Source organism: Maribacter algicola (genome assembly GCF_003933245.1).
GTDB classification, from domain to species: domain Bacteria; phylum Bacteroidota; class Bacteroidia; order Flavobacteriales; family Flavobacteriaceae; genus Maribacter; species Maribacter algicola.
In genome coordinates this window covers 1317448-1333951 of sequence record NZ_QUSX01000001.1, presented here as the reverse complement: position 1 = coordinate 1333951, position 16504 = coordinate 1317448, and the positions used below count along the sequence as shown (strand labels likewise).

Sequence of the window (16504 nt, the reverse complement as noted above, 5' to 3'; positions counted from 1 at the left end):
CAATTTTAGAGTTAATCCTGAACGATCACATGTTTGATATCACACTTACCATATTCCGGTTGAATATTTATGTGATTGATATTATGCTTGTGATATACCAGTTCTTCAATTTCCTCAAGAATTGAATCGAATTCGGAAAGTTTTATATCCTCTGAAAAATCAATATGTGCCTCCAAATGAATTTGATTTTCATTCAATTGCCAAATATGCACATGATGTACGTTCTTAACCGATTTTATTTGCATTATAGTATCCACGATATGTTGTACCTGAATGGTATTTGGCGCAAACAACATTAACACGCGCGTGGAATCCTTTAAGAGGTCAAAGCCCATATACACAAGGTATAGTGCAATTATGAGTGTCAATACGGGGTCTACCCAATAGATTTCGTAGAACTTCATCAACAAACCACCTATCAACACCACCACGGAAGCCAACATATCCGTCAGTAAATGCAGATAAGCAGATTTCATGTTCATGTTTTTATCCGAATCTTTTTTTATGAGCAGCACACTGAAACCATTGGCGGCTATACCCAATATAGAGAGCCAAATGACCAAGTTGGATTCCACTTCTTGCGGATGTATAAATCGCTCGATGGCTTCCTTTATCAACAAAACGGCCACTACGATCAACGTAGCGGAGTTTACAAAAGCGGCAATAATTTCAGCCCTTTTATATCCAAATGTTTTTGTGGCCGATGCTTTTCTTTTTGAAAGAACGATTGCTATATAACTAACAATCAGGGATAATACATCGCTAAAGTTGTGCAATGCATCGGATAATAAAGAGAGACTACCAGATATGATTCCCCCAACCACCTGCGTGGCGGTAATAAGAATATTCAGTAAAATTGAAATTACAAGGTTCTTGCCCGTTACCTTTGGATGGGAATTTCCGTGCGTATGATGATGGTGCGCGTGACCCATGGACCTATTTGCTAGCTACAAGGAATCTTATCGATCCGTCGTTCGTGCCTTCCACCGGCAAAAGGTGTTTTTAAGAAAACTTCTACCATTTCAAGTGCTTGCTGTAAGGCTATGTACCGTGCCGGAAGACTTAAGATATTTGCATTGTTGTGTTCACGGGCCAATTCCACTATTTCCTTGGTCCAGCATAATGCCGCCCTAACCTTTTGATGTTTATTGGCCGTCATGGAAGCCCCGTTTCCGCTACCACAGATAATAATACCATAATCCACTTTGCCATCTTCCACATCTTGGGCAACGGGATGTACAAAATCAGGGTAATCAACACTGTCGGATCCATCAGTTCCATAGTTGACCACTTCAATGTCCATAGATCGTAAGAGACCTATAACGGCAAGTTTGTAATCCGTACCGGCATGGTCGTTTCCTATAGCTATTTTCATTTTTCAATTATTTATAAGTTCACTGGGAATTCAACAATATTAATCCCGGAGGTACTCTAGAATATTATGGTATATCCCATCATACAGTTTATTAATAAATCTTTTATTGTAAGCGTCTGGGGAACGACTATAAAGGTACAATTAACAAATGGTGACCACAAAAAATGATATGTATACAACAAAGATTTTTAAATATCAGCTCATCTTCGTTCATTAGTAGGTGTATTTCACAGTTTATGTACTCATAAGTTGTTGAAAAAAATGCAAATTAAAATTTGCATTACATCTTAGATATATCCATTACAATCCTTCCAGGAAAAAAGCGAAAAAAAATATTATAAACTGTAAGTCTCTTTTTAAATAAACAGAACTTGTAGTTAACATTATCTTTACATTAATTTATCAAAAAATGAATGTTTAAATGGGTTATGAACCCATTTTAATAACTTTTTTAAAAGACTGATTTTTAGAATAGTCAAATACTCATAGTATGTCAATAACTATTTGTATTTAACAAAATCAAGAATTATAGAAAATAGTTTTACCAGTTATTAACACCCTATCATAATCACCATTTTTTTTAAAAATTTCAAAAAGAAAAAAAAGATATATAATATATGTTGATAACAACTATGATTTCAGACGAACACGCGCTACTGGATTATAATTCGTAATTTTCCGGTAAACTATCTAAGGGAATTAAACGTATTATTCTTAGAAGGAAATTTACAATTTCAGGATAAGCCTTGGTTATCTGCCATAGGCTTGGCGAATAAACAGAAACTTTAATGTCGAAAAAAAATAAGAAGAGTAGAAATCACAGGAAGAACGAAATTACCAAAGGGATTTTTACTGTTTTGGAGAAGGAACCAAGCAAAAGTTTCAACTACAAACAAATTGCCGCAAAAATAGGAATTACTGATGCCCATGATAGGAATACATTGATTCAGAGATTAGCCCAATTAAAGGAAAAAAAACGCATTCGGGAAGTTTCTAGGGGTAGTTATCAAGTATTGGAAGATGTTAAAACCTATCATACAGGTACCGTGGATGTAACCGGACGAGGGAACGCCTATATTGTTGTGGAAGGGATGGACGACGATGTTTTTGTCCCTTTTAATAAGTTAAACAAGGCTTTTCATAAAGATGTGGTGGAAGTGTATATCTATCCCAGGAAGAAAAGCAAAAAACTGGAAGGTGAGATCGTTCGTGTTTTGGAGCGTCATAAAAGCACCTTTGTAGGAGTCGTGGACATGCAAAAAACCTTTGCTTTTGTGCGTCCCTCCGATTTTAGAATGTATACCGATATCTTCATTACCAAAGAAAATCTTAATGGAGCCAAGGATGGGGAGAAGGTCATTGTGGAACTTTTGGATTGGCCGGATGGTGTAGATTCTCCCTATGGAAAGATTGCCGAAGTTTTAGGGATCCCCGGTGAACACAATACGGAGATACATTCCATTTTGGCCGAATATGGGCTACCCTATGAATTTCCTGTCGAGGTACAACGTTTTGCCGATGGACTGGATACTACCATTAAAAAAGAGGAGATTGCCAAACGAAGGGATATGCGAGACGTATTGACCTTTACGATAGATCCTAAGGATGCCAAGGATTTTGATGACGCGCTTTCTTTTACGGTTTTGCAAAATGGAAACTATGAAATTGGTATTCATATAGCCGATGTTTCCCATTACTTGGAAGTGGATACCATTCTTGATGATGAGGCATATGATAGGGCGACTTCGGTTTACTTGGTGGATCGCGTGGTACCTATGTTGCCTGAGGTGCTCTCCAATAATGCCTGTTCGTTGCGTCCCAATGAGGAAAAATATACCTTTTCTGCAATTTTTGAATTGGATACTACTGCTGTAATCAAAAATCAGTGGTTTGGCCGTACCGTAATCAATTCGAACGAACGTTTTGCTTATGAGGAGGCCCAACATATTATTGAAAGCGGTACAGGGCACATTCCGGAACATGTGTCCATTCGTGGTAAGGCCTATCAGATTGGTGAAGATGTGGTCGAGGCTACGTTGACCATGGACAAATTGGCAAAGATTATGCGAAAGAAGCGAATGAAACAAGGGGCCATTTCTTTTGATAAGGTAGAGGTTCGCTTCAATTTGAATGAAAATAATGAACCTATTGGGGTATATTTTAAGGAAGCCAAAGATGCCAATAAACTTATTGAGGAATTTATGTTATTGGCAAATAGAAAGGTAGCGGAATTTATCGGAAAACAAAAACCCAAGAAAACATTTGTGTATCGGGTACATGATGACCCGGATGAGGACAAGCTTATTGCGTTGAACGGAATTATCTCCAGGTTTGGTCATAAGCTTAATTTTAAGGACAAGAAATCCATTAGTGCTTCGTTGAACCAATTATTGGAAGATGTAAAAGGTCAAAAGGAGCAGAATTTAGTAGATACACTTGCTATTCGTAGCATGAGCAAGGCGGTTTATACGGTCGATAATATTGGACATTACGGATTGGCCTTTGATTATTATACCCATTTTACGTCACCTATCAGAAGATATCCTGATGTTATGGTTCACCGCTTATTGCAGCATTATTTGGATGGAGGGGATACGGTCAAGGCCGATACATATGAACAGAAGTGTAAACATTCTTCCGATATGGAGGCACTGGCCGCGAATGCAGAAAGGGATTCCATAAAGTACATGCAGATCAAGTTTATGGAAGATCATAAGGACCAAGAGTTTTTGGGTGTCATCAGTGGTGTTACTGAGTGGGGAATTTATGTGGAGATTATCGAGAACAAATGTGAAGGTATGGTGCGCATCAGAGACATAAAGGGAGATTATTATATCTTTGATGAGAAGCAGTATGCCATAATTGGGGAACGGACCAAGAAAATGTATCAATTGGGGGATGAAGTCGTGGTTATGGTAAAGAGTACCGATTTGATTAAGAGACACTTGGACTTTTCTTTATTAGGGAAGAAAGAATAGCTTTTTGGAATGGATTTTGTTTCATGGAATTGCTTAAAATCAATTTCCGTTTATCGGGTATGAAACCTTAAAAATGAAGCAGTTAATTTTAATTTTAAGTATTGTTCTGGGTAACGCTTTAGGCGCACAGGAAAGCAAGGTATCTGTTGGTCTTGGTAAGTTTGCCGAGGTGAAGGGGTTTGACGGGATTTCTATTAAACTCATTCGGTCTTCTGAAAATAAGGCCGTCATTTCAGGTGAAAATACAGATAAGGTTGCTATTGTGAACAATGATGGTATCTTGAAGATAAGAATGCAAATCACCAAATTCTTTAGTGGGTATAAGACCTTTGTTGATTTGTATTATACAGAGGATATTATGGTGATTGATGTTAATGAGGATGCAAGGATTACTTCTGAAAATATAATTGTTCAGGATGTTTTGGAATTGAAGTCCCAAGAAGGTGGAGAGGTTAATGTTTCAACAGAGGTGGAGCAACTTTTGATAAAATCGGTTTCAGGAGGTATTGTCAAAGCTACAGGTGTTGCAAATTTACAGGATGTTCAAATTAATACAGGAGGCGTTTACGAAGGTAAATCACTTAAGACCAAATTCTCTACGGTCAATGTGAATGCAGGTTCCCGTGCGGAAATTTATGCGAGCGAGTATGTGAAGGCTGCTGTGAAGGCTGGCGGCGAAGTACTCGTATATGGGAATCCACCTAAATTGGAGGAGAAAACTGTTTTTGGTGGAAGTATAAAAAGGATGTAGTATTCATATGTGGGAAGATATACAGGCAGCTATTCCATTGGGCTTTATTTTAAGCTTTATGATAGGACCTGTATTCTTTGTGCTGCTGGAGACAAGTGCTCTTAAGGGCTTTCGTGCTGCTTTGGTATTCGATTTGGGAGTAATAATTGCGGACATTCTTTTTATTACCATAGCCTATTTTAGTAGTTACCAGCTGCTTGAGAATCTAAGTAATCAACCAGGTCTTTATGTTTTTGGCGGTGTTATTCTTTTGGTATATGGAATCACTATTTTTTTTAAACACGGTTCAAGAAATAGTTCAAAAATTCCGATTAAATCAAAACGTAGTGACTATCTAGGTCTCATTGTGAAAGGCTTTCTTTTAAATTTTATAAATATTGGTGTACTAGTATTTTGGTTGGGTGTAATAATCATTGTGGGACCAAGCCTGGATAATGAGCCTTCGCGTATCCGTGTATTTTTTACTACGATGATACTCTCTTATTTTGTTACGGATTTGTTTAAAATTTTATTGGCGAAGCAATTAAAAAGAAAATTGACGGGTGCTAGGATTCGACTTATTAAAAAAGGTATTGGTATTATTTTAATTGTCTGTGGTATAGTTTTAATTGTGAAAGGATTTTTACCAAATGATCGTTTCAATATTGAATCAAGGATTGAAAATATTAACTATTAAAAAAGGGCCCAACTTTGGCCCTTTTTTCTATTGTATGTGACGGATTATTTATTTTTTATATTTGTTATTTAGGAGTTCAATGATTTCTGATGTTATGTCATAGGTTTCTTTTCCATAAAGAACACTGCCTCCTTCTCCCCCTCCAAGTATATAGCTGTATCCTTTTGATTTTCCATATTCTTGGATTTCTTTTTTTACTTTGGATACTATACTGTCCATTTCGGTTTGCCCTTGGAGTTGTAGTTGCTGGTCTTCCATTTGTAGTTGTTGCCCCATTTGTTGCCCTCTTTGTTGAAATTGTGCGTATTCTTGTTGCGCGGCTGTTTGGGACATGCTCTGTGCCCTTGTTTGAAACTCGGTGGCTTCTGCTTGGAACTTTTGGGATATACTATCTCTTTTTCTTCCTAGTGCTTCGGCTTTTTCCTTAAATCTATTTTCTACGTCGATTTTTTCTTGATATTCGTTCATCAATTTTACGTTATCAACAAACCCGATTTTTTCCTGGGTACAGGAAGCTATTGTTAGCAGTACTATTCCAAAGATTATTTTTTTCATTTTTGATTTTATTAATTCGTCGCAAAAGTAAGAAAGCTTTGCTAATAATCACGTTATAGAGGTTTCTTATTATTTTAAAAATATCTATCGTATTTTCTTATAAATATAACCTTGTTTTTAGGCTCTATAAGCGACTTTTTCATTTTAGTTTATAATAGTCTCGTTGTTTTGCTTTAAGTTTATTTAGAGGATTCTATGGAGTTATTTCGACTTTTGGAGTATATATATGTGGGATGAGTATTCTTTGGTGAATAAACCTTTGAAGTTTGATGTTAGTCCTATTAAAAATGCCTTTATATAATTGTTTTTACCGGTCTTGTATTTTTCAGATAGAAGGGAAACATAAAAGGAATCAAATAGCATAGGTTTCGTTTGAACTAGGTGTAGTTTGTATGGTTTAAAAAGTCTGTTTATAGATTCCTTGGAGAAGTGCCATAAATGTCTTGGAGTGTCGTAAGCTGCCCAGAATTGTTTGTAGTGCTTAGCGTCGTATGATTTGTAATTTGGAACTGCTATAACTAAGTATCCGTTCAGTTTTAGTTTTTTTTGTATGTTACTTATTTCGGTTTTTAAATCCGGAAGATGTTCAAGTACATGCCATAATGTGATAACATCAAATTTTTCCTCTGGTATATCCGCTGGTGATTCTTTTAGGGTTATTTCTTTTGTGAGTGCTTTTAGTCTTGCTTGCTTGTTTGGTTCTACCCCGTGGATTTCCCAACCATCTTTTTGGGCGTATTTTAAAAAGTCACCTGTACCTGCTCCAATATCTAGGATTGTTTTTTCTGTAGTTCTTAGTTTTTTGATTAGTCGAACCTTCTTATTTAAACTATAATATTTTATAACTTGATAGATTTTATTTATAAGTGTTTTCTTTGAATCCGTATGTGAAATATATTCTGGATGGTCGTAATAGGTATTTAGATTTTTTGGCACTGGATATGTTTGTAGCATATCCAGTTCGGTTACGTATTCTAGATGAAATTCTTCATAGGTGTTAAAGTAATCTTTTGTAGTGAGATATCTTGACATAAATTTTTGAAGGATTTAATGGATCGTTCCACGTGGAACAATGTTACTTTACCTACCAAGGTATACTAGTAGAACACTAATATCACTCGGTGTAACACCACTGATTCTGGATGCTTGGGATATAGTGACTGGTTTTATTGCTGATAGTTTTTCACGGGCTTCAAAGGATAAGGATTTTAATTTCTTGTAATCAAAATTATCAGGAATTTTTACAGATTCAAGTCGGTTTATTTTATCTGCATTTACTTTTTCCTTTTCAATATAACCCGAGTACTTAACTTGAATTTCTGCCTGTTCGAGTACTTCATTATCCAAGCTATTGGAACTAACAAATTCTGATACAGATGCCAGTGTAAGCATATGTTCCATGGTAACTTTTGGTCTTGAGAACAATTTGAACATTTTATCTGATTGTTTAATCGGCGCCGATTTCACCTCCTCAAGAATTGGATTCATTTGCTCTGGCAGTACACTAGTATTTTTAAAAAAACTAACAAAGGCTTCCGATTTCTCTAGTTTTTCTTCCATTCTTTTTAACCTATCTTCTTTTGCCAATCCTAATTCATATCCTTTAGGTGTGAGTCTTAAATCGGCATTATCTTGTCTTAAAAGGGTCCTATATTCCGCTCGTGATGTGAACATTCTATAGGGCTCTTCCGTCCCTTTGGTGATAAGGTCATCTATCAACACCCCTATGTATGCTTCATCACGTTGGAGAGTAAAAGCTTCCTTTTCGTTTATTTTTAAATGTGCATTTATCCCGGCCATCAACCCCTGGGATGCAGCTTCTTCATAGCCTGTGGTGCCATTGATTTGACCTGCAAAATAAAGGTTCTCTATCAATTTTGTTTCCAAGGTGTGCTTTAATTGGGTTGGTGGAAAATAATCATATTCTATGGCATAACCTGGGCGAAAGAACTTCACCTTTTCAAATCCTTTTACGGACCGCAATGCTTTGAATTGTACATCTTCCGGTAATGAGGTTGAAAATCCATTTACATATATTTCAACGGTGTCCCATCCTTCAGGCTCTATAAACATTTGATGTGAATCCTTATCTGCAAATCGATTTATCTTATCTTCTATGGACGGGCAGTATCTAGGGCCAATACTTTTTATCCTACCATTGAACATGGGAGATCTATCAAAACCTTCACGTAGCAAGTCGTGAACCAGGGCACTGGTATGGGTCATGTGACAGTCCCTTTGTTTTTTTAATACAGGTGTGTTTAAATAGGAGAATTTTTCGGGTTTATCGTCACCGGGTTGTGGTATCATTTTTGAGTAATCCAAGGATCGTCCATCCACTCTTGGAGGCGTACCAGTCTTCATGCGTCCGCTGTCAAATCCTAATTCGACCAATTGTTCGGTAATTCCTGTTGCAGCTTTTTCTCCGGCCCTTCCACCTCCAAACTGTTTTTCCCCAATATGGATTAAACCGTTTAAAAAGGTACCGTTAGTTAGTACTACGGACTTTCCCCTTATCTCTATTCCTAGGGAGGTTTTTACCCCAACAACCTTGTTTTTCTCTACAATAAGGCCTGTGACCATCTCTTGGTAGAAATCGACATTTGGTGTTCGCTCTAAGGCTAGCCGCCATTCTTCTGCAAATCGCATTCTGTCACTTTGGGCCCGTGGACTCCACATGGCGGGACCTTTGGATTTGTTCAACATTTTAAATTGAATCGCTGATTTATCCGTTATGATACCGGAATACCCTCCTAAGGCATCTATTTCACGAATAATTTGTCCTTTAGCAATTCCGCCCATGGCAGGGTTGCACGACATTTGTCCAATTGTTTGCAAGTTCATGGTAACTAGGAGTGTCTTCGAACCCATATTGGCCGCCGCGGCGGTTGCCTCTGCCCCTGCATGGCCTCCTCCTACTACAATAACATCGTAAATTTCTCCAAACATAATTTCTACTGTTCCACGTGGAACATTTTTATTTTTTCATCTTCTTGTAAGCGCATTTCTTTTTTGTGTTCCTCTTTCTTGTCCTTGTATCCAGCTAAATGAAGTATACCATGGGACATTACACGTAAAAGCTCGTTTTCAAAAGTCACTTGGTAGCTTACAGCATTTTCCTGTACACGTTCTATGGATATGTATATGTCTGCCGACATGGCTTTCCCTATGGTATAATCAAAGGTTATAATATCGGTAAGGGTGTCGTGCCGTAAATATTTTTGATTGATTTCCAACAAATAGCTGTCGTCGCAAAAAATGTAATTCAGGTCGCCTGTAGTATACCCTTCAGTCGTAACAACCTTTGAAACCCAGTTCCTGTATTTTTCTGCATTGGAAAGTTTAAATTCCGTCTCAAAATGAAATTCAATCATTGCCCTTGAAGTACTCTTTTACCTTGTTTTGAAAATTTTGGCGCAAAGGTAAGGCTTGTCTATTTAAAATTTCTATCTCGTTACGATAATTATCTAGTAATGAGGGTTTGGTGGTTATGGGATTGGTAAAGTCTTTTTTGTTGCTGTTACTTTCCCGCTCTGTTTTTTTTCCTTGTTTTAAAGTAGCGTTTTCTAGTTTCAACAATTCGTATTGTATGGTGTTGGCCTTGCTTAGGGTACGTTGCGTAATACCATTTTCGAGAAGATCGTTCTGAAAATCTTCCATTTGGCGAATAAGCTTTTCCCCCAATTTGCGATCACCTTCATTGATGAGGTTTTCCAACTGGCGTTCCAATTCTTGTTTGATACGCTGCTGCTCTTGATAGATTTCATAGATTTCCTGCAGCTCACTTTCGCTCAAACCACCACTGCCTTGAGAATTTCCGGATCTTTGGTTTTGCCCATTGGTACCGTTTTCACCCTCCCCGGATTGACCACCTTCGCCTTGCCCACTTCCTTCGTTTCCATTATTCCCTTGTTCTCCTTGTTTTCCATTTTGTCCTTTATTGCCCTGTTCTCCTCCTTGGTTTCCTTCCTCACCTTGATTACCCTGTTGATTCCCTTCCTGTCCTGATTGACCCTGGCTACCAGACTCCCCCATTTTTTCCCCAAGGGACTGTTGTTGTTTAATGATGTCTGGAAGCTGAAAACCTCCTTGGCTTTGACCGCTTCCCTGACCCATTTGCATGCTTTGCTGCATATTTTCAAGCACATGTGCCAAAAAATCAGCGAGACTGTTCGATGCCGTCAACACATATTTTTGATATGATACTCCTTGGTATATTTGCCCCTCGGCAACACTTTCCAAGGACTTGTCTATGTTATAATATACCTCTGTTATTTGTTCGTTTACAAATTCTGAGAGCTCGGCTTGGCGCAAGGAAAGCGCAAATAAACTGTCATCAACGTGTTCAAAGAGGCTTCGAAGCTCATTCTGATTGCGTACTGTTTCAGAATAGTAGGAAATATCCTCCCGGTCTTGATCACTTAACCTTTCGTACAAGCCTTCTTGTTTAAACGAGAAGATTATAAGATTATCCAATATTTGACGCAGCATTTCGGCATCTTCTGCCACGGAATCACTGCCGGAAGACCCACCCATGGACGACTGCCCAAGCTCTTCCCCCATCTCCTTCATTTTTTGGGCCGCAGATTTCTGATTTTGCTTGGTTTTATTGGCACTTTGTTCCATGCCTTCGTTGTCCGACTTTTCTTTCGACTTTTCGTGGTTTTGAATTTCCTCCAACGCGTTATCTTGGTTTTCTTGGATTCCCGCTTGCTTCGACTTGTCGATACTTAGGTCCATAGGTTTTTTTAGATCCGCATTGTCTTTTTTTAGTTCATCCAATTCTTTTGCGATTCTATCAAATTCCTCGTTCAATTTTTCCTGTTCTTGTTTTGAGGATTCCGTGGCAATTTCTTCTTCGGCAAGCGCTTGCTGTTTTTCTGAAAGTTTTTCCAAATCGCTTGCCAACTGTGCGGCCTTTTCGGTAACGTAATACCGTTTGGTCAGCTCCACCAATTGTTCAAGGCTACGCTCGGAATTTTGCTGTTTTTTGCCCAGTTCCTCCAAACGTTGCGTCAATTCCTCTTTGTTTATTTTATCGGCTATCTTATTGAGTTCTTCCAAAAGTTTTTGGTTCTTCTTGGCCTCCATTTCCTGCCGCTCCAAACGCTCTTGCAATAACTGGTTCAATTTGTCGTCCTTCGCCCCTTTTTCCAGATTTTCCTTTAGTTCCCGGCTAAATTTCTCCATTAATTGCTCCTGTCGCTCCTGTTTTTCCAAAAAATCGGATACCTGACGTTGGTCATTAAAATCCAATCGGTTTTTTTCTTTCTGTAAAGCGTTGATTTCCTTAAGGTTATCACGTTGCTCGGCAGCCTTTTCCAAGGATTTGTCCAAGTTGTTAATCAGTGACTGTTGAGACTCCAACTCTTTGTTTTTCAGTTGGTTATCGTCTAAAATTTCTTGGGAGAACACGGTGCTTTTAACCGATTTTCCGCCATGGATGGCATCATTGTCCGTAACCATAAAATAGAATGCATATTTCTTGCCTTCTTCCAAATTCAGCCCAGAGGGAAACGTATAGTAGAATGGATGAAAATTGGATTGTGGTCCGCTCAGCTCAAGAATATTCTCAACTTGCTCACTTCCTTGTTCATAATAGACCAATTCAATCTTTCTAAGTCCATAATCATCCGTGGCCTCCCCGGAATAATAGGAAATATTCGGTTCAAGGGAGTCTAAGACTTGCTCCACTTTCACCGTTGGATACGCATCCTTGATTACCTGAAACGAATAATTTAGGGTCTCGTATTCCTGTATATTGGCATTGGATGTGGCCAATTGATAGTCCCAATTCGAATAAATTCTTTTGGAAAGGCTGAAATCGTCTCCGTTAATGTTAAACAGCAAAGAAGTATCCTTTGCAACCAGTTTAATTTCCTCGGTGTCCTGGCCTTTTATCTCCCAGGTTATTTTGGTTCCTTCGGGTATTATGGCGTTTCCGGTACTTTTTATGACCTCTGGAAGTTTATTGATGTATGCAGGATACTCCAGTCGCATGTTAAAATCGGAAATGGCGGGCGCCTTAAGCGCAACAAGCTCATACTCTCTGGATTGTACTCCGTTTCCTTGAAAAGTAAAGGTTCCAGAATTTATGGGGGGTGATAAGGTATAATTGAAAATTCCGTTATCTTCCTGCATCAGTATTTCCTTTCCATCCAAGAGCAAGAACACCGTTTCTGGTTTTACGGAGCCAATGGTTGTAACTTCAAACGTAAATGGTTCACTTTCAATAATTTGCAACTGGTTGTTAATCAATTCAAACCTATATGGGGCTGGAGGGTCATAGGCAAGATTGTAATTGACAACACGGGAATAACTTCCAAAAAAGGAATTCCAATTGCCGGACAACCACAACAACCCCAAAATAACCAAAGGCAATAGCGTAAACTTCAAATATTTTAGAGGTTCCTTAGTGTTGATGGCCCTTTTGAAAGGCACGGCATTCAATTGTTCTGATCGTTGTTCTATACTGGCCAACAACAATTCTGATTTTTCCGGTTGGTCCGCTAGGTCCAAGAGATTGAATAGTTTATCGCCCACCTCCGGAAAGTGTTTTCCAATCATGAGTGAAGCGTCTTTTGTTGTAATCCCCCTTTTTAACTTAAAAAGATAAAACAAGGGAACACCAATGTATTTGTAGAGCAAAAACCCTTCGATACCCAAAAAAACAATAAAAAGCACAAGTCTTCCGGTTGAACTTAACCAAAGCGCAAATTCAACGCCCACTACCACCAAAAAAAAGAAGAGACCCAAAGCAACGAAAAGGATAACACCTTTAATCAATTTCTGGGTATAATGTCCTCTAATAAAATCGTTTAATTTTTCTAATATGATGTCGTAATTCTGCAATTTCGATGGATTTTTACACCAAGATAGAAGGTTTTGAACTTTAAGATTAGAATAATTTGTTAAAACACAGGCAAAAAACACTTGAGCAAACCCACGAGTCAATATAAAGAACCTTTACATTAAGTTTCTAGGCAAGTGTCGGAGCATTTAAATCTCGATTATCGAGCAAAGAGACATATACCCCTAATATTTTAACAACGAGGAATAGCCTCTAAAATTACTTGAATACCGGCGGGACCACTTTTGCCCCATCATCGCTTTTCATACCTTTGTGAAATGACAAAAAAAGTTAGGGTTAGATTTGCCCCAAGTCCCACGGGCCCTTTACATATAGGAGGCGTTAGGACCGCCTTGTTCAATTATCTATTTGCCAAAAAACATCATGGAGATTTTATCCTTAGAATCGAGGATACAGATCAAAACCGGTTTGTGGAAGGCGCGGAGCAATATATCATTGATTCCCTAAACTGGTGCGGCATTCCCTTTGACGAGGGCCCAAGTTCACCCACCACCAAGGGCAACACACTGGGAAAATATGGGCCATATAGACAGAGCGAGCGGAAGCATCTTTATAAAAAGTTTGCCGAGGATTTGATTGAACAGGGAAAGGCGTATTATGCTTTTGATACTGCCGAAAAACTCGATTTTCACCGTAAGGATCATGAATCCAAGGGAAAAACCTTTATTTACAATTGGCATAACCGACTTAAACTGGACAATTCCCTTTCCTTGATGCCAGAAGAGGTGCAAAAAAGAATAGCCAAAGGAGAGGATTATGTGATTCGGTTTTTAACACCACCGGACCAAAAGCTACAACTTAAGGACATTATTCGTGGAGATATTGAAATAGATAGCAACACCTTGGATGACAAGGTCCTTTTTAAAAGTGATGGAATGCCCACCTATCATTTGGCCAACATTGTGGATGACCACTTGATGGAGATTTCCCATGTTATTCGTGGGGAAGAATGGCTGCCCTCATTGGCCTTGCATCAGCAATTGTATGACGCTTTTGGATGGGAAGCCCCACAATTTGCACACTTGCCCTTGATTATGAAACCTGTGGGCAAAGGCAAGTTGAGCAAAAGAGACGGAGAAAAGGGAGGTTTTCCCGTTTTTCCGTTGTCATGGAACGATTCTGTGGGATACCGCGAAGCAGGGTATTTTCCGGAAGCTGTGGTCAACTTTTTGGCCCTGTTGGGCTGGAACCCGGGAACGGAACAGGAGTTGTTTACGTTGGAAGAATTGGTGGATTCCTTCTCCTTGGTAAGGGTGAACAAATCAGGAGCGCGGTTCGACCCGGACAAAACCAAATGGTATAATCAACAATACATGCATCAAAAGGACGATGCTGTCTTGGCCGAACAGTTTCAAATTTATTTAGCCGAAAAAGGGATTACAACCAAAAGCAAGGACTATGTCCAAAAGGCTGTTTCCTTGGTCAAGGACCGAGCCACGTTTGTTTCGGATTTTTGGGAATTGGGCGATTACTTTTTCCTTGCACCTACGGAATACGATGAAAAATCCATTAAAAAGCAATGGAAGGATGATACCAAGGATATTATGCAAAAATTGGCAAGTTTTATTGGCGGCATAGCCGATTTTTCTTCCGAAAACATAGAATTAGAAGTCAAAAAATGGATTTCTGAAAAGGACCTGTCTTTTGGAAAGGTGATGCCTCCATTACGCCTGATATTGGTTGGCGACATGAAAGGCCCACATATTTTCGACATCATGGAGTTGATCGGCAAAGAAGAAAGTTTGGGGAGGATAAATAAGGCTATTTCGGAACTGGCCTAGCTTTTTATGCTATTTTAAAACCTCTTGAACGACTTGCAGGTTTCCGTCTATATTAGGAGGAACTGGTAAACCAAGGATTTTACATACCAAAGGGTATATATGAATGTTCTTGACCGCGGCAATCTCGTGTCCGCTTTTAAAACCGGGCCCGTTGGCGTAGAAAATACCGTGCATTTCTTTGTGCTTTGGGTCATAGCCATGCACTCCGAACGGCGTCTTTGATTTTGAAATAACGGTTTCAATTTTATCCTGTTTGGCAAAATAATAGCCAAAATCTGGGATTATTTGTATTTGTCCCCAATCGGGATTCTTTGGGTCATACTCAAAACCGGGTGTTTCCGATGTTTTGTAGACCTTAAAATGGTTTTCCTTTTGTCTTAGTAAAGAAAGCACTTCCTCTAAATTCTGGTTGTTTTTCACATGAATATTTAGGAGGGCACCATTATCCACAAGACGGTAGCGTGAATCGTTTTTTAATGAATCCGTGGCTATATACTGCTCCTTGGGAACCTCTGCCATCCCATGGTCGGAAACAATGATAATGTTAACGGGAAGGCCAGTAGCTTTTACCCCTTGGAATAACGATTCCAGATTTTTGTCCAACTTCATTAGGGTTTTTATCAGATCGGCATCGGCATTTGGCCCAAAACGATGTCCAGTATCGTCCATATCAGAAAAATACATAGTAATTAAATGTGGTCTTTCCTTTGCCGGTAAAGCAAGCCATTTTAAGGCCTGTGAGACCCTCTCTTCATTTTTAACAGACTCATTATATTTTTTATAATAAGTAGGCCAAGAACCCATGATGTTGGCCTCTGAGCCCACAAAAAAGTAACTTGCCGTAACCATTCCAGACCTACCCGCCTGTATCCATAAGGGTGTGCCCTTATAAAATGTGCCGTCTTCAACCACTTTTCTATTACCAATACTATAGGTTAATCCTTTTTCATGGCTATAAAAGCTATTGCTCACAATCCCATGCTTATCAGGAAACATGCCGGTGGCTATGGTGTAGTGATTTGGAAAAGTTTTAGAAGGAAAAGTTGGAATTAGGGACTCGGCTTGTACCCCGTCTTGGATAAATTTGGACAAAAATGGAGGTTTAAAACGCGCTACGTAATCCCACCGAAAACCATCCAGGGAAATCAAGATTACGTATGGCTTTTCTTGGGCCTCCTTAGTATTTTTTTTGCGGTGTAATTGATTTTAGATTCGCTTTTACAACCAGAAAAAGCCAGCAAAAAAACAAAAGGCAACAGATAAAAGACCGATATTCTTTTAATCATCTCAACTAAATTAACGGAACAGCGCCCTAAAATAGGATATAAAAAACAGGGCGACAATCATAAAACCAAGATTTACCGAGAAATAACATCGGGCTTTAAAAAACTGGAAAAAAGAAAATAATTTAAGCTATTTTAAAATAAACATTTACCAAGGTAACCACACCAATAAACAAAACGAGCAGCAAAGAGATTTTTTAAACTTGTCCTGTTGAATGTAATAGAGAATACGAT

At 38.7% G+C, this 16504-nt stretch carries 12 protein-coding genes; 4 read left to right on the top strand and 8 right to left on the bottom strand.

Annotation, left to right across the window (positions count from 1 at the left end):
• Positions 1–11: 11 nt before the first annotated feature.
• Both DZC72_RS05575 and DZC72_RS05570 read right to left on the bottom strand, forming a co-directional pair.
• On the bottom strand, positions 12–932 hold the full coding sequence (locus DZC72_RS05575; RefSeq protein ID WP_125221870.1) for a cation diffusion facilitator family transporter: 921 nt from the start codon (positions 930–932) through the stop codon (positions 12–14).
• A gap of 11 nt (positions 933–943) precedes the next feature.
• Positions 944–1375: an RpiB/LacA/LacB family sugar-phosphate isomerase gene (locus DZC72_RS05570; RefSeq protein WP_125221869.1), complete on the bottom strand. Its 432-nt coding sequence runs from the start codon at positions 1373–1375 to the stop codon at positions 944–946.
• A 788-nt stretch (positions 1376–2163) separates the two neighbouring features.
• Here DZC72_RS05570 and rnr point away from each other — a divergent pair.
• The 3 genes from rnr to DZC72_RS05555 all read left to right on the top strand — a co-directional run bounded on the left by rnr (position 2164) and on the right by DZC72_RS05555 (position 5780).
• The gene (rnr, locus tag DZC72_RS05565) at positions 2164–4353 is read left to right on the top strand and encodes a ribonuclease R (RefSeq protein WP_125221868.1); all 2190 of its coding nucleotides are present in this window, start codon (positions 2164–2166) and stop codon (positions 4351–4353) included.
• 73 nt (positions 4354–4426) lie between these two features.
• Positions 4427–5104 (top strand): head GIN domain-containing protein, encoded by a 678-nt coding sequence (locus tag DZC72_RS05560; protein ID WP_125221867.1) that lies wholly within the window; start codon positions 4427–4429, stop codon positions 5102–5104.
• 7 nt (positions 5105–5111) lie between these two features.
• Positions 5112–5780 (top strand): LysE family translocator, encoded by a 669-nt coding sequence (locus DZC72_RS05555; RefSeq protein ID WP_125221866.1) that lies wholly within the window; start codon positions 5112–5114, stop codon positions 5778–5780.
• Positions 5781–5828: 48 nt separating this feature from the next.
• Here the strand turns inward: DZC72_RS05555 and DZC72_RS05550 are convergent, their stop codons facing one another.
• The 5 genes from DZC72_RS05550 to DZC72_RS05530 all read right to left on the bottom strand — a co-directional run bounded on the left by DZC72_RS05550 (position 5829) and on the right by DZC72_RS05530 (position 13187).
• A complete protein-coding gene (locus DZC72_RS05550; RefSeq protein ID WP_125221865.1) occupies positions 5829–6335 on the bottom strand; it encodes an OmpH family outer membrane protein in 507 nt (168 codons plus the stop codon).
• 201 nt (positions 6336–6536) lie between these two features.
• On the bottom strand, positions 6537–7367 hold the full coding sequence (locus tag DZC72_RS05545; RefSeq protein WP_125221864.1) for a class I SAM-dependent methyltransferase: 831 nt from the start codon (positions 7365–7367) through the stop codon (positions 6537–6539).
• Between the two features lie 48 nt (positions 7368–7415).
• Positions 7416–9284 carry a tRNA uridine-5-carboxymethylaminomethyl(34) synthesis enzyme MnmG gene (gene mnmG / locus DZC72_RS05540; protein ID WP_125221863.1) on the bottom strand — a complete coding sequence of 623 codons (1869 nt, stop codon included), beginning with the start codon at positions 9282–9284 and terminating at the stop codon, positions 7416–7418.
• A 5-nt stretch (positions 9285–9289) separates the two neighbouring features.
• Positions 9290–9709 (bottom strand): rRNA maturation RNase YbeY, encoded by a 420-nt coding sequence (ybeY, locus tag DZC72_RS05535; protein ID WP_125221862.1) that lies wholly within the window; start codon positions 9707–9709, stop codon positions 9290–9292.
• Positions 9702–13187, bottom strand: a complete 3486-nt coding sequence (locus DZC72_RS05530) for a hypothetical protein (protein WP_125221861.1) — start codon at positions 13185–13187, stop codon at positions 9702–9704. The genes ybeY and DZC72_RS05530 overlap by 8 nt, the downstream gene beginning before the upstream one ends.
• 276 nt (positions 13188–13463) lie before the next feature.
• On the opposite strand from DZC72_RS05530, the gene gltX reads away from it, so the two are divergent.
• Positions 13464–14987: a glutamate--tRNA ligase gene (gene gltX, locus DZC72_RS05525; protein ID WP_125221860.1), complete on the top strand. Its 1524-nt coding sequence runs from the start codon at positions 13464–13466 to the stop codon at positions 14985–14987.
• Positions 14988–14996: 9 nt separating this feature from the next.
• Here gltX and DZC72_RS05520 read toward each other — a convergent pair whose 3' ends face one another.
• Positions 14997–16136: an alkaline phosphatase family protein gene (locus DZC72_RS05520; RefSeq protein WP_243641652.1), complete on the bottom strand. Its 1140-nt coding sequence runs from the start codon at positions 16134–16136 to the stop codon at positions 14997–14999.
• Positions 16137–16504: the final 368 nt, after the last annotated feature.

Coding starts and splice junctions, on each gene's coding strand:
- DZC72_RS05575 (WP_125221870.1), bottom strand. CDS start 932: ATGGGTCACGCGCACCATCATCATACGCACGGAAATTCCCATCCAAAG.
- DZC72_RS05570 (WP_125221869.1), bottom strand. CDS start 1,375: ATGAAAATAGCTATAGGAAACGACCATGCCGGTACGGATTACAAACTT.
- rnr (WP_125221868.1), top strand. CDS start 2,164: ATGTCGAAAAAAAATAAGAAGAGTAGAAATCACAGGAAGAACGAAATT.
- DZC72_RS05560 (WP_125221867.1), top strand. CDS start 4,427: ATGAAGCAGTTAATTTTAATTTTAAGTATTGTTCTGGGTAACGCTTTA.
- DZC72_RS05555 (WP_125221866.1), top strand. CDS start 5,112: ATGTGGGAAGATATACAGGCAGCTATTCCATTGGGCTTTATTTTAAGC.
- DZC72_RS05550 (WP_125221865.1), bottom strand. CDS start 6,335: ATGAAAAAAATAATCTTTGGAATAGTACTGCTAACAATAGCTTCCTGT.
- DZC72_RS05545 (WP_125221864.1), bottom strand. CDS start 7,367: ATGTCAAGATATCTCACTACAAAAGATTACTTTAACACCTATGAAGAA.
- mnmG (WP_125221863.1), bottom strand. CDS start 9,284: ATGTTTGGAGAAATTTACGATGTTATTGTAGTAGGAGGAGGCCATGCA.
- ybeY (WP_125221862.1), bottom strand. CDS start 9,709: ATGATTGAATTTCATTTTGAGACGGAATTTAAACTTTCCAATGCAGAA.
- gltX (WP_125221860.1), top strand. CDS start 13,464: ATGACAAAAAAAGTTAGGGTTAGATTTGCCCCAAGTCCCACGGGCCCT.